At 65.2% G+C, this 17339-nt stretch carries 18 protein-coding genes; 10 read left to right on the forward strand and 8 right to left on the reverse strand.

Features of this window, described 5'->3' with window-relative positions:
- The first annotated feature begins 48 nt into the window (after window positions 1-48).
- The 8 genes from NU688_RS01305 to NU688_RS01340 all read left to right on the forward strand — a co-directional run bounded on the left by NU688_RS01305 (window position 49) and on the right by NU688_RS01340 (window position 9033).
- Window positions 49-1017: a LysR family transcriptional regulator gene (locus tag NU688_RS01305; protein ID WP_257858751.1), complete on the forward strand. Its 969-nt coding sequence runs from the start codon at window positions 49-51 to the stop codon at window positions 1015-1017.
- Window positions 1018-1039: 22 nt separating this feature from the next.
- Window positions 1040-1399 carry a hypothetical protein gene (locus tag NU688_RS01310; RefSeq protein ID WP_257858753.1) on the forward strand — a complete coding sequence of 120 codons (360 nt, stop codon included), beginning with the start codon at window positions 1040-1042 and terminating at the stop codon, window positions 1397-1399.
- A 127-nt stretch (window positions 1400-1526) separates the two neighbouring features.
- Complete coding sequence (locus NU688_RS01315) at window positions 1527-2168, forward strand: aspartyl/asparaginyl beta-hydroxylase domain-containing protein (RefSeq protein ID WP_257858754.1); 642 nt, start codon at window positions 1527-1529, stop codon at window positions 2166-2168.
- A gap of 3 nt (window positions 2169-2171) precedes the next feature.
- A complete protein-coding gene (locus NU688_RS01320) occupies window positions 2172-3926 on the forward strand; it encodes a hypothetical protein (protein ID WP_257858755.1) in 1755 nt (584 codons plus the stop codon).
- A gap of 46 nt (window positions 3927-3972) precedes the next feature.
- Window positions 3973-5058, forward strand: coding sequence for a hypothetical protein (locus NU688_RS01325; RefSeq protein ID WP_257858756.1), 1086 nt, complete (start codon window positions 3973-3975; stop codon window positions 5056-5058).
- Window positions 5055-6614, forward strand: coding sequence for an aminoglycoside phosphotransferase family protein (locus NU688_RS01330; protein WP_257858758.1), 1560 nt, complete (start codon window positions 5055-5057; stop codon window positions 6612-6614). Before NU688_RS01325 ends, NU688_RS01330 begins: the two co-directional genes overlap by 4 nt.
- A gap of 5 nt (window positions 6615-6619) precedes the next feature.
- Window positions 6620-7336, forward strand: a complete 717-nt coding sequence (locus tag NU688_RS01335; protein ID WP_257858759.1) for a glycosyltransferase family 2 protein — start codon at window positions 6620-6622, stop codon at window positions 7334-7336.
- Window positions 7333-9033, forward strand: coding sequence for a glycoside hydrolase family 127 protein (locus tag NU688_RS01340; RefSeq protein WP_257858761.1), 1701 nt, complete (start codon window positions 7333-7335; stop codon window positions 9031-9033). The genes NU688_RS01335 and NU688_RS01340 overlap by 4 nt, the downstream gene beginning before the upstream one ends.
- Here NU688_RS01340 and NU688_RS01345 read toward each other — a convergent pair.
- Window positions 9009-10226 carry a polyhydroxyalkanoate depolymerase gene (locus NU688_RS01345; RefSeq protein ID WP_257860476.1) on the reverse strand — a complete coding sequence of 406 codons (1218 nt, stop codon included), beginning with the start codon at window positions 10224-10226 and terminating at the stop codon, window positions 9009-9011. The two genes, NU688_RS01340 and NU688_RS01345, sit on opposite strands and share 25 nt — an antisense overlap.
- Window positions 10227-10317: 91 nt before the next feature.
- Here NU688_RS01345 and NU688_RS01350 point away from each other — a divergent pair, with 91 nt between their 5' ends.
- A complete protein-coding gene (locus NU688_RS01350; protein WP_257858762.1) occupies window positions 10318-10974 on the forward strand; it encodes a glutathione S-transferase in 657 nt (218 codons plus the stop codon).
- A 12-nt stretch (window positions 10975-10986) separates the two neighbouring features.
- Here NU688_RS01350 and NU688_RS01355 read toward each other — a convergent pair whose 3' ends face one another.
- The 6 genes from NU688_RS01355 to NU688_RS01380 form a co-directional block, all read right to left on the reverse strand.
- On the reverse strand, window positions 10987-11334 hold the full coding sequence (locus tag NU688_RS01355) for a DOPA 4,5-dioxygenase family protein (RefSeq protein WP_257858763.1): 348 nt from the start codon (window positions 11332-11334) through the stop codon (window positions 10987-10989).
- 7 nt (window positions 11335-11341) lie between these two features.
- The gene (locus NU688_RS01360) at window positions 11342-11989 is read right to left on the reverse strand and encodes a DUF4166 domain-containing protein (protein ID WP_257858765.1); all 648 of its coding nucleotides are present in this window, start codon (window positions 11987-11989) and stop codon (window positions 11342-11344) included.
- Window positions 11986-13041 carry an SRPBCC domain-containing protein gene (locus NU688_RS01365; RefSeq protein WP_257858767.1) on the reverse strand — a complete coding sequence of 352 codons (1056 nt, stop codon included), beginning with the start codon at window positions 13039-13041 and terminating at the stop codon, window positions 11986-11988. Before NU688_RS01365 ends, NU688_RS01360 begins: the two co-directional genes overlap by 4 nt.
- Window positions 13042-13072: 31 nt before the next feature.
- Window positions 13073-14026, reverse strand: a complete 954-nt coding sequence (locus tag NU688_RS01370; protein ID WP_257858768.1) for a methyltransferase domain-containing protein — start codon at window positions 14024-14026, stop codon at window positions 13073-13075.
- Window positions 14027-14247: 221 nt separating this feature from the next.
- Window positions 14248-14679 carry a thiol-disulfide oxidoreductase DCC family protein gene (locus tag NU688_RS01375; protein WP_257858769.1) on the reverse strand — a complete coding sequence of 144 codons (432 nt, stop codon included), beginning with the start codon at window positions 14677-14679 and terminating at the stop codon, window positions 14248-14250.
- A 60-nt stretch (window positions 14680-14739) separates the two neighbouring features.
- Window positions 14740-15324: a GbsR/MarR family transcriptional regulator gene (locus tag NU688_RS01380; protein ID WP_257858770.1), complete on the reverse strand. Its 585-nt coding sequence runs from the start codon at window positions 15322-15324 to the stop codon at window positions 14740-14742.
- Between the two features lie 119 nt (window positions 15325-15443).
- On the opposite strand from NU688_RS01380, the gene NU688_RS01385 reads away from it, so the two are divergent.
- Window positions 15444-16541 carry a PA0069 family radical SAM protein gene (locus NU688_RS01385; protein ID WP_257858771.1) on the forward strand — a complete coding sequence of 366 codons (1098 nt, stop codon included), beginning with the start codon at window positions 15444-15446 and terminating at the stop codon, window positions 16539-16541.
- 31 nt (window positions 16542-16572) lie between these two features.
- On the opposite strand, the gene NU688_RS01390 is transcribed toward NU688_RS01385, so the two are convergent.
- The gene (locus tag NU688_RS01390; protein ID WP_257858772.1) at window positions 16573-17334 is read right to left on the reverse strand and encodes a carbonic anhydrase; all 762 of its coding nucleotides are present in this window, start codon (window positions 17332-17334) and stop codon (window positions 16573-16575) included.
- Window positions 17335-17339 lie beyond the last annotated feature (5 nt).

The following is a 17339-nucleotide window of genomic DNA, read 5'->3' on the forward strand; positions in this document are numbered from 1 at the left end:
CTATAATTTGATTCACCGGATCAATAACCACCGCTGACTGGAGACGCCATGGCCACGGCCGCCTTGCCCCTGCGTGCGCTCACGCTGCGCCAGTTGCAGTTCTTCTCGGTGCTGGTGGAAGAAGGGCAGTTCGGCCGCGCGGCACGGCGCCTGGCCATCACGCAGCCCGCGCTCAGCAATGCCATCAAGCAGATGGAAAAGCTGCTCGGCGCCGAATTGCTCACCCGTTCCACCCATCGCCTCGAACTCACGCCCGTGGGCGCCGAGGTGCTGGCGCGCACCGACTTTCTCGTCAACGCCTTCGAGGTGGCGCTGCGCGACATCGAGAGCACGGTGCAGCGCGGCCGCGCCTTCGTGCGCGTGGGCGTGATCCCGTCGGCCAGCGCGCGCGTTGCTGCGGCGGTCAGCGAATTCCTCCAGCAGGACGGCCAGCGCGAGGTCGAGCTGGCCTGGCGCGATGCGCCCTCGACCACGCTGCTGGCCGAGCTGCGCAGCGGCCAGCTCGACATGGCGGTGGCCGCCATCACCGAGCCGCCGAACGGCCTGACCTGCATCGACCTGTTCCGCGATCCGCTGGTGCTGGTGGTGCGCCGCGATCACCCGCTGGCCGCAGCCGGTGACGCGAACTGGGAGGCCATCGGCAAGGAGCGCCTCGTGCTGTTCGAGAGCGGCAGCATGCCGGCGCTGGGCAACCCGGCGCGCGCGCAGTTCGCGCAGGGCGCCGAGCCCTACCGCGTGAGCTATTCCGAAACGCTCTACGCGCTGGTGCGCAGCGGCCTGGCGCTGGGGCTGATGCCGCAGCTGTACACCTCGTCGCTGCGCGACCCCGAACTGGTGGTGGTGCCGCTCCTGAAGCCGCGCATCGAGCGCCGCGTGGTGCTGGCCTACCTGCCGGGGCCGATGCGCAATGTGGTGGCGCAGGAACTCATCGCATTACTGCGTAACCGATTGCCCCAAAGTGGAGAGCCCAAAGCGCGCCGTGTCACTCGGGGAACACGCGTTCGACGCCAGCCGTAGCCACGGCTAAGATGCGCCGCACATGCCTCGCCCGCTCGTCGCTGCCGTGTTCGCGATCCTTCTGTGCTGCCACGGCCTTGCCGTGTTCGCGCAGGGCCTGGTCGACGCGGCGAACCAGCGCGACGAAGTGGCGCACATGCTCTTTGCCGACGCATCCGCAACGGCCGATGCGGTCGATGCAGTGGGCGCGTCCGTTGCCACGCAGCCCGCGGACGACGCGGACCTCGACCTCGGCCACAGCATCGAAGCCCCGTTCGTCGAGCACCTGTTCGGCTTCGCGCCGCTGCCGGCATCGCAGCCGGAATTCGCACCGGCGTTCTTCTCGCTGACCTTCCTCGAGCGGCCCGCGCGGCCGCCCCAGTCTCTCGCCTCCATCGCGTAGGTCCGGGCTTCTCGCCCGCTGACCACGCGCTTGCGCGCGCAGCCTTGCCCATCGCATGCGCTCGCGCGATCCGCGCCATCGGTTTGCGATGGCAGCCCGACAAGAAAGAGGAACGAGGAGAACACGCATGAAGCAATCACGAGATGTCATGTTCGCGAGGCTGGCCAGCTTCCGCATCGATGCCGATGCGCTGCGGCGCCATTTCCTGGACCATGTCTGCACGCTGCCGTCGATGCCGTACCGCGACAACCGCGTCGACTACATCGGCTGGGCCGTGACGAGCCGCGACGGCACGTTGACCGACGGCATCCGCCGCATTCCCGGCAAGCAGCCTTTCGTGCCCGGCACCGCGCCGACGGACGCCTGCTCGGGCTACCTGGCCGATGTGATGGATGCCTTGCGCGACGCGGGCCTTGCGCCATTCCGCGCGCGCATCATGCAGCTGGAGAGCGAAGGCGCGGAGATGCCGCTGCACACCGATGCGCTCCGGGAAACCTGGCGCCTGCACATCCCGATCATCACCAACCCGAACTGCTTCTTCGAGTGGCAGCGCGCCGACGGCAGCATCGAGAGCGTGCACCTGCCCGCCGACGGCTCGGCCTGGCTGGTGCGGGTGGACGTGAACCACCGCGCCGTGAACCGCAGCAACGAGCCCTCCAGCCGCGCCCACCTGCTGATGGGCCTGAACCCGGGCCCGGAATTCCACATGCTGGCCGAGCCGTGGCTCCCGGTGTTCCAGAAGTCGGATGCCTTCGCGGCGGCGGACTGACCGATGCCCACCGGTGACATGAACGGTTCCAGCGCGTGGAAATCCGCCGCGGACATCGACGCCGACCTGCACGCCTTCAGCAAGTCGGACCAGCTGGAGCTGAGCCTGTATCGCCTGCGCAGCGCGCTGAAGGAAGACCACGCGTTCAGGAACGAGATTCTTCCGAGGTACCAGGACGCGCTGATTCTTTCGGGCAACGTCAATGCGGCGCTGGAACTGCGGGCCAGCGAACCGTGGAAGGAGGCGTTCCAGAAGGATATGAAGGGGATGGATGTCGCATTCACGCAGTTGATCGCGGGGCAGATCGCGCAGCTGGCGCGGCGGCTGGAGCAGGTGATCGATGCGTTTCCTTTTGAATTCGCCACCTATCTGGCGGGATTGAAAAGGCATCATGCGGCGACCTATAAAAGCATTGCCGGTATTGCCCGGCCCGTGATCGAGGAGAAATCGTTCGAAAATCTTCAGGACGCAATTGCATTGAAATTGGCAATTGAAGGGTTCGAGGGCTACGGGGAAGATATTCAAAAAGAAATCCTGATCGATTTCTTTGAAAGCCAGAACCACGAAACCCTGTGCAAATTCTTTCAGACCGCACTTCCCGCCAACGGAAAGATATTCAGGGAATTCGTCGCCGATATCCTGCAGGACGAAAAAGGAATCCGGCGCCTGAAGGACGAGGCCATCTGCCGTGTGCTGATACTGGGGTACGCATTGCTGGATGAGGCGGTCTACGATTGTGCGCTTCATCAGGCGCGCGAATCTGTTGCGGCTGAAAATGGTGGCGCGGCGCTGTCCAGCGCAAGAATTTCTCGAGCCTTTGGCGCCGCCATCGAGCACCCGAGTCGGGAATTGGACAGGCAGCAGCTCGATATTGCCGTCTGCATCTCGGGCCAGATGCGAGGTTACGCAGAAGCTTTCGAAACCTGGAAGCACCTGCATCTCGACGGGCATCGGGTGAAATATTTCGTCCATACCTGGGAAGACACCGGTTGGCGATTTCCCGATCCACTGTCGGGCAATGGTGTCGATCGCATATTCAAGCATGCGGCATTTGCCCAAGCCTATAAACAGGCGGGATTTCAATATGGCCTTGAAGCGATGAAAAAGGCCTACCCGAATTTCTTTTCGATGCTCGCCGTATCTTCGACGATCAATGAGCCAGAGATCAAAGCGATCTACGGAAATGACGCAGCAGTGGTCATCGAAAATCATCAAAGACCTGAATTCGAGAACGACACGAACAACCAGCGCAAGATGTTCTACAAGATTCAGGAAGCGCACCGCCTGATGATGGACGGCGGCGGCACCTACGATCTCGTGCTCAGAATCAGGCCGGACCGCACATTCCGGGCGAGCGGCAAAAAGCCGGACTGGATAAAGATGGCCGAAGAATGCCGCAAACAGCGCATCATTTATTTCAATCACCTGATGGTCACCAAAACGCTTTATGCGGGCGATCAATTCGCCATCGGGTCGCCCGAGGCCATAGGCTGCTATGCCAATACGCTGAAGATCCAGACCCAGGCCATCGATGAGAAGTGGTTCGGATTTCCGAGGCGGCTGCGCTCGCACTGCTCGCTCGCGCATTCCCTTCTGTTCCAGGGCGTGCGGCGGCGCCCCCTCGAAAACATCGTGCCGGTCGAGGCGATGCCTGCGGCGTCCTACGGGAGGAATGAATTGCGGAAATTGCTTTCCATCGATTTGCCCTCGGGACCATCGAGCGAAATGGATAGATTGCTCTGGAATTCCCTGAATTGAATAATTCGCCGGAATAACCATGCGAATATCTGCAACAGGCGCCCCGATGCCAGCCATCCGATTGCCGTGGAGGCAGATTCTTGCGGGTGGCGCCATCGCCTATGCCGCCTGCGTGCCTTCGGTGTCCGCCAGGGAATTGCAGGAAGCACCGGGATGCAGGAATTCAAAAAACCAGCACCGGCTCGAATTGGAGCAAAAATTCGAACTCAATGGCATCCGCGTGTTCTATACGCAATCGGGCCCTCACGCGCTGTATAGCAATGCAGATATCAATCGCAATGGTGTGCCCGATATCGTCGAGGATGCGGCACTCCATTTGGACACCGTCCGGCAGATCTTCAACCGCAACGGCTTCCGCGACCCGCTTACCAGTCCGAGATTCCGACAGGCCGAATCCATCGACATCGATTTCATGAACTTCGATGTCTACAGCCCCGAAATAACGGACAAGCGGGGCCTGTCTTTTTCGGCGGTGATCCGCTATCCGGGCAGTCGCATCCGGGCCGACAAATGCTCGATTTCGATGGCCATCAATTCCGCGTTGAAAGGGAATCACGAGCGGGTGAAGGATTTTTTGATTCCGCATGAATTATTCCATCTCTACCAATACGGCTACACCATGTTCCGCGCGAGCTGGTTCCTGGAGGGAATGGCGAAATGGGCGGAATGGGTCACGCTGGCGGAGAACGATCGCAATTCGAAATTGTGGAGCACGCCATTGCCTTCGTCTTTGCAGGAATTGAACGAGCAGGTTTTTCTCAATCCAAATCCTTATGACGTCAGGCATTTCTGGAACCGGTTGGCGGAACTCATCAAGAAAAAGGAATTCCCCATGATCATTCCCCCGGAATTGCGGGACCGGAAATTCGCCGATGGCACACCGGTGATCAAGGACAACATCTGGCGCGGCCGGTCCTTGATGTTGAAGATCCTGGAAGGGCTGGATGCGGAAGACGACGTGGTGGGCCAGGAAAAGAACCTGCCGCCGTATGCCTGGGCCAATGAAGACCAGCGCGCCGCGATCCACAACCCCCGGCTGATGAAAATCGTGCAACGCGCATTGGCGTCCTATTCGATTTCGGGGGCGGAGGTCAAACAATTCCTCGCCATCGATCTGGGGCAGGCCCAGTGATCGTCATCACTTCCGCCGCCTACGTCGATTCGGAACTGCAATCGGAATTCGGCCGCCTGCCGCCGGCTTTTCTTCCGGTGGGCAACCGCCGCCTGTTCCTGCGGCAGTTCTCGGTGCTGCAGGCGCGCTTTCCCGGCGAGAGCATCTATCTCTCGCTGCCCGAGAGCTACGCCATCCCTCACCGCGACGTGCGTGCGCTGCAGGCACAGGCGGTGCAGGTGCTGCGCGTGCCCGACGGGCTCACGTTGGCCGATTCGGTGCTGTTCTCGATCAACACCATCGGCAACTACGACGAGGGGCTGCGCATCCTGCACGGCGACACGCTGATCCAGGACCTTCCGGCCGCCTGGGATTGCCTCTGCGTGGCGGAGTCCGCGGACGACTACAACTGGCACGTCGACCCCGGCCCGGACGCCGGCACGCGCGTCTGGTGCGGCTACTTCGCCTTTCACTCGGTGGGACGCCTGGCCAGGTGTTTGGTCGCGGCGCGCGGGTCGTTCGAGAAGGCCGTCTCGGCCTACGACGAGGCCTGCTACCTGGAGCGCGTGCACACCGAAAAGTGGTCGGACTTCGGGCACGTCAACACCTTCTACCGCTCGCGCGCGCAGATCACCACGCAGCGCGCGTTCAACGACCTCGCGATCGGCGATCGCCGCGTGCGCAAGACGGGCCGCCCCGCCGAGAAGATCAAGGCGGAGGCGCAGTGGTTCGGCGCACTGCCGCCGCGCCTGCGCGTGTACGCGCCGCAGCTGCTGGACCACGGCCCGGTCGCACCCGATGGCTACGGCTACGAACTGGAGTACATGTGCATGGCGCCGCTCAACGAGCTGTACGTGCACGGCTGCAACTCGACGGCGTTCTGGTCGCGCGTCTTCAAACATCTGGCCGACTGGCTGGCGGCCTGCCAGTCGGCGGTGCCCCTGACCGACGACGCGCGGCAGCGGGTGGCCGAAGACAGCCACGGCATGCTCGTGGAAAAGACCCGGGCGCGCATGAACGCCTATGCCGACAGTTGCGGCCTGAGCGTGTCGGCGCCCACGCGGCTGAACGGCCGTGCGTTGCCGTCGCTCTCGGCCATCCTCGCGCGCTGCATCGAGGCCGCGGCGCGCGTGCCGCTGGTGCCGGGCGTGATGCATGGCGACCTGTGCTTCAGCAACATCCTGTTCGACACGCGCTCGGACTGCATCAAGGTGATCGACCCACGCGGCCTCAATTTCCGCGGCGAGGCGCGGCTCGTGGGCGACCTGCGCTACGACCTCGCGAAGGTCGCGCATTCGGTGCTGGGCCTGTACGACTACATCGTGGCCGATGCCTTCGACATCGACGACGGCACGGGGCTGGACTTCCAGCTGCGCATCCATGCCGACGAGGACGCGGCCGCCATTCAAAAACTGTTCGCCGGGCTGCCGTTGCTGAACGGCATGACGGCGCGCCACGTCGCGCCAGTCACCGTCATGCTGTTTCTGTCGATGCTGCCGCTGCACCAGGACACACCGCGCCGCCAGCGCGCGATGCTCGCCAATGCATTGCGCCTTTACGAGCAAATGGAGCACTGAGAAAAATGTTTGTCATTCCCATGATGGGCAAGAGCCGCCGTTTCACGGAGGCCGGCTATGCGCTGCCCAAGTACCGGCTGCCGCTGCACGGGCAGACGGTTTTCTTCCATGTCGTGAAGTCGTTCGAGCACTACTTCGAGGACGATCTTTTTCTCTTCGTGGTGCGGCGCGACCACGACATCGCGGGGTACCTGAGGCAGGAGTTGAAGAGCCTGGGCGTCAGGGAATTCCGCATCGTCGAACTGGAAGGCGACACGTCAGGCCAGGCCGACTCGGTGCACCGGGGGCTGCAGCAGGTGCGTTCCGACGATGCCCTCTACGTCTTCAACATCGACACGATCCGGCCGGGATTTCGCAAGTCGGCACTGGCGGCCGATGCGCTGGGCTACCTGGAGGTGTTCGAGGGGGAAGGCGATCACTGGTCGTTCGTGGAGCCCGGCCCGGGCCATGCGGTGCTCCGGACGACGGAGAAAGAGCGCATCTCCAACCTGTGCAGCGATGGCCTCTACCACTTCGCCGACGCGCGGGTCTTCAACGAAGCCTTCGAGCACCAGCGCGCGAACCGGGCGATGACCCGGGGCGAGTACTACATCGCGCCTTGCTACAACGCGCTGATCCAGAAGGGCGGGCGCGTTGTCTACGAAGTGATCGACCGCAGCGAGATCATCTTCTGCGGAGACCCGCAGGAGTACGAAGAAGCGGTCAGGGGAAACGCGCGATGAGCCTTGGTGAACTGCTGGCGTCGGCCAGGCCGGCGCTTGTCGCCACGTGGGACGAATGCGTGACCGCGCCGGCCGTGGGCGTTCTGTTCATGTCGGTCTGCAACGGCAAGGAGCGCGCGCACGTGGTGACGGTGCGCGGCAAGAACTTCGAGGAAGTGTGGCGTCGCGGCGCGCAGCGGCTCCAGACCTGGCTGCGCAAGCAGGGCAGCGCCCCCATCTGGCTGCGCGTGGACGTGGTGCACACCGTGCAGGCCATGAGTTGGCAGGCGCTCACGCAGGCCTTGAAGACGACCAAGCGCAACTACTTTCGCCATGGCATCGCATTCGACGCCGAACTGTCGGTGGCCATGCTGGAGCAGGACATCGGCGCGCATGCCGTGCTGTACGACGGAAAGTTCGACGAGGCGACGCCCAATCCGGTCAACCTCCAGCTCTTCGGCCAGCACCGCTATGGGCGGGAGCTGCAGTGGCCCACCGAGGCGCAGCAGCCGGTCTGGGTCTTCGACACGCGTGCAGTGTTCACCGACGGCAAGGAACTGCATGCCATCGAACACCAGGGGATCGGCCGGGGCCATCGCCGCATGGCGACATGGGATGCCGACCGTGTGCACGGCATCGTGGCGACCAGCACCGCCTACCTGGCGCGGCAGGTCAAGCCGTCCGGGGCGTACCACTACGGCTGGTTTCCCTGCTTCGACCGCGCCATTCCCACCTACAACGCGCTGCGCCATGCGAGCTCCACCTTCGCGCTGCTCGAAGGCTGGGAGCTGACGCGCCGGCCCGAACACAAGGCGGCCATCGACCGCGCGCTGGGCTACCTGACCGGCAAGCTCATCCGGCGCCTCACCCTGCCCGGTGGCGAGGAGGCGGCCTTTCTGGTCGACATCGACGACGAGATCAAGCTGGGCGGCAATGCCGTGTGCCTGCTGGCCATGGTCAAGTACACCGAGCTCACCGGCGACGCGCAGTACCTGCCGCTGCTGGCGCAGCTGGCCCTGGGCATCGTGCACATGCAGGACGCTGCAACCGGCCGTTTCGTTCACGTGCTCAACCATCCCGACCTCAGCGTCAAGGAGGAGAACCGCATCATCTATTACGACGGCGAAGCCGCCTTCGGCCTCATGCGTCTGTATGGCCTGACCCGCGATCCCCGCTGGCTGCAAGCGGTCGAGAAGGCGTTCGAACACTTCATCGAGGCCCGGCACTGGGAGGCGCACGACCACTGGCTGAGTTACTGCGTCAACGAGCTCACGCTCTACCGGTCCGAGGAGCGCTACCACCGCTTCGGCCTGGACAACGTGCGCGGCCACCTGGACTTCGTGCTGGACCGCATCACCACCTTTCCCACGCTGCTGGAACTGATGATGGCGGCGCAGAAGATGATCACGCGCCTGCAGGCCGACCCCGTGCATGCGCACCTGCTCGAAGGCTTCGACATCGAGAAGTTCTACCGTGCGCTGGAGCAGCGTGCGCGCTACCTGCTGACGGGGCACTTCTGGCCCGAGCTCGCGATGTTCTTCAGGAATCCGGCACGCATCGTGGGCAGCTTCTTCATCCGCCACCACAGCTTCCGCGTGCGCATCGACGATGTGGAGCACTACCTGTCGGGGTATGTGGCGTACTGGAAGTACCTGCGGGCCGGCGGACAGCCCGTCGGGTTTGAACCGCGGGATCAGTGCAGCTCGGCTGCTGCGTGAATGGTCTCGCGCACCCGCGGATAGATCTGCGCGTTCCACTTGCTGCCGCTGAACACGCCGTAGTGCCCGACGCCCGCCTGCAGGTGGTGCGTCTTGAGGTACGGCCGGATGCCGGTGCAGAGGTCTTGCGCGGCCACCGTCTGGCCGACCGCGCAGATGTCGTCGCGCTCGCCTTCCACCGTGAGCAGCGCGGTGCGGCGGATGGCTGCCGGGTTCACGGTGCGGTCGCCCACGGTGAGCACGCCGCGCGGCAGGTCGTAGGTCTGGAACACGCGCTCCACCGTCTCCAGGTAGAACTCGGCCGGCAGGTCGTTCACCGCGAGGTATTCGTCGTAGAAGGTGCCGATGGTGCGGGCCTTCTCGATGTCGCCTTCGACGAGGTGGAGGAACATGTCCTGGAACTGCTTCTTGTGGCGCTCGGGGTTCATGCTCATGAAGGCCGAGAGCTGCAGGAAGCCGGGGTACACGCGCCGCATCGCGCCCGCGTGCGGCCACGGCACATGGCTGATGAGGTTGCGGCGGAACCATTCGATGGGCTTGCTGGTCGCGAGCACGTTCACGCCCGTCGGGTTGATGCGGCAATCGACCGGGCCCGCCATCAGCGTGAGGCTGCGCGGCGTGGCGGGGTTGTCGTCCTCGGCCATGAGCGCGGTGGCGGCCAGCGCGGCCACGCAGGGCTGGCAGACCGCCACCATGTGCGCGCCGGGGCCGATGGCTTCGAGGAACTTGATGAGCTGCAGCGTGTAGTCGTCGAGGCTGAAGCCGCCATGCCACAGCGGCACGTCGCGCGCGTTGTGCCAATCGGTCAGGTACACGTCGTGGTCGCGCAGCAGCGTGCGCACGGTTTCGCGCAGCAGCGTCGCGAAATGGCCCGACAGTGGTGCAACCAGAAGCACGGGCGGGTGCACGGCCCGGATGTCCTTGCGAAAGTGCAACAGCGTTCCAAAAGGCGCGGTCAAGGTTTTCTCTTCGTGGACAACGACTTCGGTGCCGTCGACCATGACCGAATCGATGCCGTAGGCGGGCCGCGAGTGGGTCAGCCGCATGCGCGAGAACACCTCGAATTGGGCAGCGAGGCGCCGCATCATGGTGCGGTCCGTTCCGTCCTTCCAGAGCGCCTTGCCCCAGTACTGCGCTGCGAGCCGCGAGGGCGAGAAAAGGTCGGCTTGGTTCTGATAGGCCCGGTACAGCATGCCGTGGATGCAGGCAAGTTGTGGGCCAGCAAGCGGCGTACTACGTGGCATGGCGCTTGCAGGCAGGCATGCAATGTCAAGGAGCGTCCCGATGGCCAAACCCGTTCTCACCATCAGCAGCAAGAACTACGGCGCGTGGTCGCTGCGCGGCTGGCTGATGTGCAGGCTGGCCGGGCTCGATTTCAGCGAGAAGATCATTCCGCCCGACGATCCGGCCATGAAGGCCGAGATGCTGCTGCTCTCGTCGTCGATGCTCGTGCCCTCGCTGCAGCATGGCAGCGTGAAGGTGTGGGACACATTGGCCATTGGCGAATACCTCAACGAGATCAAGCCCAAGGCCGGGTTGCTGCCGGCCGAGGTGGCCGCCCGCGCGCATTGCCGCGCGGTCTGCGGCGAGATGCATTCGGGCTTCGCGTCGATGCGCGGCGCGCTGCCGATGAACATCAAGGCGCACTTCAAGAACTTCAAGGTGTGGTCGCGCGCGCAGGCCGACATCGACCGCATTGTTGCCATCTGGCGCGAATGCCTCAAGGCCTACGGCGGGCCGTTCCTGTTCGGTAAGCAGCCGGGCATTGCCGATGCGATGTACGCGCCGGTGGTCACGCGCTTCCTCAGCTACGACGTGGCGCTCGACAGCACCTGCGCGGCCTACTGCAAGCGCGTGATGGAACTGCCGGCGATGAAGGAATGGGTGGCTGCCGCGAAGCAGGAACCCGAAGAGATCGACGAGCTCGACGCGGAGTTCTGAGCGAGCCGTGCGCTAGCGCCGGAACATCCGCAGGTCGAGCGCGCTTTCCTCGCCGAGCCACATCGCATGCGTCGTGTGATCGGCCAGGTCGTCGCCCGTCACGCCGTGCACGAAGATGTCCAGGCCATTGCGATTGGCATCGAGCCATTCGATCACCTGGTCGAACTCGGCCGCATCGAAGGCCAGCTGGCAGCTCCAGTGCGGATGCGGGCCCACGAGCCGCTCGTGCACGCGGCCCACGACGACCATCAGTTCATGGCCTGCGCGCTCGCAGAGTGCACGCGCCTGCGCCACCGTGGCGGGGGCGAAGTAGACGTGGGCGTGGTATTGGGAGTAGATGTTTTCGGGGCGGCGCGGCATGGTGCGCTCATTGTGATCCCACGCGCGGCGCCGGGTGCGGAGGCAGGTGAAAGCGCCCGCTGTAGCGGAACACGTCGCCGAACCAGCGGTGGCGCAGCAGCATCTTCATCGTGAAGTGCTCGGGGCTCGCTGGGTCGGGGCGCTCCTCGACATAGGCCGTGCCCATGAAGAGTCCGAGCGGCAACGGAATGCGCAGGCCCGCGACGCGCCAGATGTAGCCCCGGTCGCGGAACACCAGCGCGCCGTCTTCTGTGCTCACTGCCAGGCGCATGCCGATGCCGAAGCGCACGTACTCGATCACCTCGGCGCCATGCGCGGCGGTGTGTTCCATGTGTGAGCGGAAGTGGAAAGGCTGGCGGCCTGCGAAGTGGAAGACGCGGTCCCAGTACAGGTTGGAATCGTCAGGGTGGCAGCGGTAGTGCACCTCGATCGGCACGTCGGTGCCGGTGTACGGCACGAGCGCGCCGAAGAGGCGGCCGAAGGGCATCAGCAGCGCGGCCCACGGCGCGTGATGCACCTCGTTCATGGTGCCGCGAACGCACACGTAGTCGTCGGAGAAGGGCGTCATCGTGTAGTGACGGCGGATCACGTCGCCCAGCTGTGCCCAGGCCGCACCGAGTGCCTGCTGGAAGACGGGTTGCTGTGTCGTCGTCATCGTGCCGCCACCGCCACGGTGCCTTCGCTGCGCGCCTTGTAGAAGCGCAGGATGTGCTCCGCGCCGTCACCGAGCAGGAAGCCCGCGACACGGTCCGCATACCAGTTGAAGCGCGTGCTCACGCGCCACGCCACGTCGACGCGCAGCTCGGTGCCGCCGTCGCGCGGGGTCAGCGTGAAGGCCGAGTCGCGCAGGTCGAAATACTGGCCACCGATCATCACGTGGTCGTCGAGCGCGCCGGCCGGAAAGGAGTCGGGCGCGAAGCGGTAGCGCCACTTCAGCAGGCGGCCGGGTTGCCACTCGGTGATGACCTCCTCGAAGTGCACGTTCTTCTGCCACAGCACCTTGCGCACGCGGCCTTCGGGCGTCTCCTCGGTCACCCCGGCCAGCGGCAGCGGCACGCCGATGCGGTAGGCCCAGGCGCCGTCGACCTCGGCGGGCCGGATGTCGCGCGCATTGTTCAACTCGTGCCACACGCGCTCGGCCGGCGCGGCAATGAAGAGCGTGCGCGAGGTGGTCGAGAACTGGTCGGGGTTGGGCAGGTGCGGCTCGATGGCGCCGAGCACGAGCGGCAGCATCGCGAAGCTGTAGAGCGCGCGTTTCGGCCAGTCGGTGACGCGGCACACCAGCCCCATCGCGAGGCCGCCCACGCTGCCCATGACGGCGAAGAGCGGCACGATGACGACCGCGCAGATCATCCCCTCGATGAAGACCAGCAGCGTGCCGATGACGAACAACGCAGTCGACACCCACGGCGCCCAGATGTAGTAGCCCCAGCTGCGCCGCTCGATGCGTTCGGCCATGTACACCGTGACTGCGCCACACACCGCGGGCGCCAGATAGACGAAGGCGCCGAGCATCGCCGAGAACGGATGGCCCGGCCCGCCGCTGAAGGCGATGCGCAGCACGAGCGCGGCCGCCGCGCCGACCAGCAGCGGCCAGAACCAGGCGAAGGGCATGCGGCGGCGGGGCTTGTCTTCGTCCTCGCCGGCATTGACCGTGGTGATGGGAGCGAGCTCGGAGAGCCTGCTTTCTTCGGGTTCGGTGCTCATGGAAACGTCTTCTCCTCTTGTGCTTGTGTTTTTAGCAGCCGGTGCGCCTGGCGGTCACCATGCAGTAGTCGAAGTCGCGCCAGAACATGCCCAGCGCGAGCGCGCAATAGCTCGCCACGATGTGCTTGCGGCGCCACGGGCTCAACTTGCCGCGTGCCTTCCAGAGTTCGGCCAGCGTGAAGCGCGTCGCCAGCACCGGGATGTGCAGCGCGCTCGGTGCAACGCGCCAGCGCAGCGACTTGAATTCGATGTCCTCGAAGCCGTTGTCGCGCAGCGCCGCGGTGAAGTCGTCGCGCGTGGCCAGCGTGGGCACGGCCCAGCTGTCGGCCCAGAGGCGGTGCAGCCAGTCGGCGATGCGGCCGGGGTTCTTGCGCAGCAGGAAACCATCGACCACCACGAGCCGCGCGCCGGGCTTGAGCAGGCGCGCGGCCTCGCGCACGAAGTCGGCCTTGGCGGTGCCTTCGGCGTAGCAGGCGCTCTCCACCGCCCAGGCGCCATCGGCCTGTGCGGTGGGAAGGCCGGTGCGGGTGTAGTCGGCTTCGATGTGGGCCACGCGGTCGGCCACGCCGGCCGCCGCATCGAGCCGCGCGGCGATGCGGTTCTGCACGGGCACGTTGGTGACGGTGACTGCGTAGAGCGAGGCGTCGTCGCCGACCAGCGTGCGCGCGGTGGCGCCGGCGCCGCAGCCCATGTCGATCACGCAACGCCGTTGGCCCGCGGCGGGCTGCATCTCATCGAGCCGCAGTGCGCGGCCGACGGCGCGGTTCATCTCGACCAGCATGCCTTCGCGGCGCAGTGGGTTGAGCCCCGCGCGCCAGAAGCCGAAGTGCATGTTGTAGCTCGGGCTCCAGGCGCTGTAGTCGACCGCGACTTCGGTGAAGTAGTCCTGCGTGTCCTCGGCCGTGACGGAGTGGCTGACGGGGCGCGTGGGCGCTTCGGTTGCCTGCGTCGGCATGCGGAAGTCGGGCTGGAAGACGGTGGGCATCGAGGCTCCTTCGGACGTTGGTTCTTGTGTTTCCCTGGGGGCGTGACAGCGTGATTGGTTCAGAGGCTGAGAGGCAATTCGGCGTGGCCGAGCAGCCCCCGCAAATGGGCCCAATCAAGGCGCAAAGCGGAGCCATAGCTCGGGCTATGGCGAGCATTTGCAACGCAGAGTGGGGCCATTTGCGGGGGATGAGCGGTCATGTCGGATTGCCTCTCAGCCTCTCAGAGGCGGCAGTGGTCGTCGGCACAGGCGGCGGGCGCGATGGCGCCGCGGTTTGCGAGGCGTGCGATGAGCCAGCGGGGCAGGCGGTAGCGGTTGCGTGCGAGCACGGCATAGGCGCGGTCGGCGAGCGCGCCGATGACGGGCAGGTCGAGCAGTGCGCCGCCAGCGGGCAGGCCAACGGCGGCGCGGCAGGCGCGGATCGCCGCGACGCCGGACAGCACGTGGCCCGCCGCGTCGACCGCGTGCATCGCCGTCATCAGCGCCTCGCGCGGCGCCGGGCCGGAGGTGAAGCCGAGGGGCGAACAGTCGACGAGGTTCAGCCGGCCGCCTGCATCGCGTGCGCGCATCGCGCCCATCTCGGCCACGCAGAGCGGGCAGGTGGCGTCGTAGTAGACGGTCAGCGGGTAGGTCGTGGCGGCGATGCGGCTCATGGCGGTCTCGGTTCTCGATATTTCAGTCAAAACAGAAATAAATAGGCAAAAAAAGAGAACTCAGATCATTGGCAGGCTGGCGTGGTGCGCGTCCGGGTCGTCGCCCTTTGCGGCTGGCGCCGCGTCGCCGCGCACGAACTTCTGCACGCTGGCCCCGAGCGTCAGCACCTTGTCGAGCGTGCCGGGCGAGAGCCGCAGCATCTCGTCGGCCCAGGTGGCGAGCTTGTCCATGAGTTCCATGGTGGAGCGGATGCGGTCCTGCGCATCGGCCGGCTCCTTCTGGAAATCGGGGCTGGACACCAGTTCGCGCAGCACGCGGATGGTGGGGTCGAATTCGCGTTCCTTTCGCTCGCGCACCACGGTGCGGAACAGCTCCCACACGTCGACGCTGGTCTCGAAATAGTCGCGCCGATCGCCCAGGATGTGGGTGATGCGCACGAGGTTCCAGGCTTGCAGTTCCTTCAGGCTGTTGCTCACGTTGGAGCGGGCGACGCCCAGCGTGTCGGAGAGTTCTTCGGCGTGCATCGGCTTGCCGTGGGCGAAGAGCAGGGCATGGATCTGCGAGACGGTGCGGTTGACGCCCCACATGGAGCCCATTTCGCCCCAGTGGACGACGAACTTGCGTTGAATTTCTGTGAGTTCCATGAGGCCGAGTCTAGGATTTCCTGAATTTCTGTCAATAGAGAAATAGAAAAATCACCGGGCGCCAGGGAATGGTGGAATACTGTATGAATAAACAGTGAATTCCATCCCAAGGATTTGCCATGCCACCCGCATCCCTCGTTCCCATCCACATCATCAAGGGCCGAGGCGCGGCCACGCGGCTGGCGCACCGTTTCTCCAAAGACGAGCGCAACGCCTTCGACGACGGCTGGGGCACGCTCGAAGAGGGCGTGGCCGAGGCCGACGAACTCATGCCCCTCGCGACCGAGGTGCGCTTCGAGGACGTGAAGTCGGTGCTCACCGGAAACGAGTCGCCCGACATCTACTTCGACCGGTCGCTCAACCCGTACCGCGGTTGCGAACACGGCTGCATCTACTGCTTCGCGCGGCCCACGCACAGCTACCTGAACCTCTCGCCCGGCCTCGACTTCGAGACCAAGCTCATCGCCAAGCGCAACATCGTCGAAGTGTTGCGCGCCGAACTCGGGCGCAAGGGCTACCGGCCGAGCCAGATCGCCATCGGCACCGCCACCGACTGCTACCAGCCCATCGAGCGCGAGTTGCGGCTCACGCGCTCGGTCATCGAGTTGTTGAAGGAAGTGCGGCATCCGTTCGCGCTGGTCACCAAGTCGAGCGCCATCGAGCGCGACCTCGACCTCATCGCGCCGATGGCGGCCGAGCACCTCGCGGCGGTGTACGTGACCGTGACCACGCTCGACGGCGAACTCGCCCGCAAGCTCGAGCCGCGCGCTGCCGCGCCGCACCGGCGGCTTCGCACCATCCGCACGTTGGCCGAGGCGGGCGTGCCGGTGGGCGTGAGCGTGGCGCCGCAGATTCCCTTCGTGACCGAAGACATGGAGCATGTGCTCGAAGCCGCCTGGGAGGCCGGCGCGCGCAGCGCCTTCTACACGGTGGTGCGACTGCCATGGGAGGTGGCACCGCTCTTCAAGGAGTGGCTCGCGCTGCACTACCCGCAGCGCGCGGACCGCATCATGGCGCGCATCCACGAGATGCGCGGCGGCAAGGACTACGACGCCGACTTCGCCACGCGCATGAAGGGCTCGGGCCTGTGGGCCGACCTGATCCACCAGCGTTTCCAGAAGGCGACGAATCGCCTGGGCTTCAACCGCGAGCGCATTCCGATGGACCTCACCGCGTTCCGGCCGCCGGGGGCGGTGGGACAGGGCAACCTGTTCTAGCGGCCCGCCCGCGCCCGGTGATGTCCGCCGCTCAGCTCTGTTCGAGCACGCGACCGTTCAGCGGCTGTACCGGGCGTGCATTCATCCGGTAGAGCTTGCGAAACGCCGCGAGCTGGCCCTTGGACACCTCCAACGGCTGCTTGAGCACCTGCCAGCTCACGTCTTCGCTGCACGGCGGCGTGGTCAACGATCCGGTGAAGTGGTAGTAGTCGTGCTTCGCCGGCAACAGGTCCGACGCGTTCAGGGCCACCTTCAACGGTTCGGCTTGTCCGGCCTTGGATGGCAGCGCATCGAACACGGACTTCAGCGCCGCGTTTTCATGGCCTTCCTTCAGCAGCACCGCGACCACTGCGAGCTGGCCCGCATCGCTCTTGTGCACCAGATGGGCGACCATCGGGTAGGCCTTGCCGTCGATCCGTTCTTCGCTCGGCGTGTGGAAGTGGAACTGCACGAGCTTGAAGTCGCCCTGGGCCAGATGGATCGTGCCGCCGTTCGTCAGGTTGACCTGGATGGTGTGCCCGGTGTTGACCGTCTCGCCGGTGCTCTCGGCGTAGTCGAACCCGATGGGCGCCAGCGCCGCCTTCTGCGCCTGCCGCGCCTTGATGTTGATCGGCGACTGGTGCTTGCCGAGCTTGCAGGTCGCGAAGCCCGGCTCCAGGTCGCCCCAGGCCTTGGCGCCGAGCTTGCCCCGGTAGTCCCAGTGCGTGTGCGCGTCTTCGGCCGATGCGGCCAGCGCCGCCGTGACGATCAAGCTGCCGACGGCAAGCCTGAGGATCGAGAGATGTAATGCCATGGTTT

This window comes from Variovorax sp. ZS18.2.2 (assembly GCF_024701975.1).
Classification (GTDB): domain Bacteria; phylum Pseudomonadota; class Gammaproteobacteria; order Burkholderiales; family Burkholderiaceae_C; genus Variovorax.

What these genes read in the sequence shown, in the direction of transcription:
- NU688_RS01305 (WP_257858751.1), top strand. Translation starts at nt 49, where the DNA reads ATGGCCACGGCCGCCTTGCCCCTGCGTGCGCTCACGCTGCGCCAGTTG.
- NU688_RS01310 (WP_257858753.1), top strand. Translation starts at nt 1,040, where the DNA reads ATGCCTCGCCCGCTCGTCGCTGCCGTGTTCGCGATCCTTCTGTGCTGC.
- NU688_RS01315 (WP_257858754.1), top strand. Translation starts at nt 1,527, where the DNA reads ATGAAGCAATCACGAGATGTCATGTTCGCGAGGCTGGCCAGCTTCCGC.
- NU688_RS01320 (WP_257858755.1), top strand. Translation starts at nt 2,172, where the DNA reads ATGCCCACCGGTGACATGAACGGTTCCAGCGCGTGGAAATCCGCCGCG.
- NU688_RS01325 (WP_257858756.1), top strand. Translation starts at nt 3,973, where the DNA reads ATGCCAGCCATCCGATTGCCGTGGAGGCAGATTCTTGCGGGTGGCGCC.
- NU688_RS01335 (WP_257858759.1), top strand. Translation starts at nt 6,620, where the DNA reads ATGTTTGTCATTCCCATGATGGGCAAGAGCCGCCGTTTCACGGAGGCC.
- NU688_RS01340 (WP_257858761.1), top strand. Translation starts at nt 7,333, where the DNA reads ATGAGCCTTGGTGAACTGCTGGCGTCGGCCAGGCCGGCGCTTGTCGCC.
- NU688_RS01345 (WP_257860476.1), bottom strand. Translation starts at nt 10,226, where the DNA reads ATGCTGTACCGGGCCTATCAGAACCAAGCCGACCTTTTCTCGCCCTCG.
- NU688_RS01350 (WP_257858762.1), top strand. Translation starts at nt 10,318, where the DNA reads ATGGCCAAACCCGTTCTCACCATCAGCAGCAAGAACTACGGCGCGTGG.
- NU688_RS01355 (WP_257858763.1), bottom strand. Translation starts at nt 11,334, where the DNA reads ATGCCGCGCCGCCCCGAAAACATCTACTCCCAATACCACGCCCACGTC.
- NU688_RS01360 (WP_257858765.1), bottom strand. Translation starts at nt 11,989, where the DNA reads ATGACGACGACACAGCAACCCGTCTTCCAGCAGGCACTCGGTGCGGCC.
- NU688_RS01365 (WP_257858767.1), bottom strand. Translation starts at nt 13,041, where the DNA reads ATGAGCACCGAACCCGAAGAAAGCAGGCTCTCCGAGCTCGCTCCCATC.
- NU688_RS01370 (WP_257858768.1), bottom strand. Translation starts at nt 14,026, where the DNA reads ATGCCCACCGTCTTCCAGCCCGACTTCCGCATGCCGACGCAGGCAACC.
- NU688_RS01375 (WP_257858769.1), bottom strand. Translation starts at nt 14,679, where the DNA reads ATGAGCCGCATCGCCGCCACGACCTACCCGCTGACCGTCTACTACGAC.
- NU688_RS01380 (WP_257858770.1), bottom strand. Translation starts at nt 15,324, where the DNA reads ATGGAACTCACAGAAATTCAACGCAAGTTCGTCGTCCACTGGGGCGAA.
- NU688_RS01385 (WP_257858771.1), top strand. Translation starts at nt 15,444, where the DNA reads ATGCCACCCGCATCCCTCGTTCCCATCCACATCATCAAGGGCCGAGGC.
- NU688_RS01390 (WP_257858772.1), bottom strand. Translation starts at nt 17,334, where the DNA reads ATGGCATTACATCTCTCGATCCTCAGGCTTGCCGTCGGCAGCTTGATC.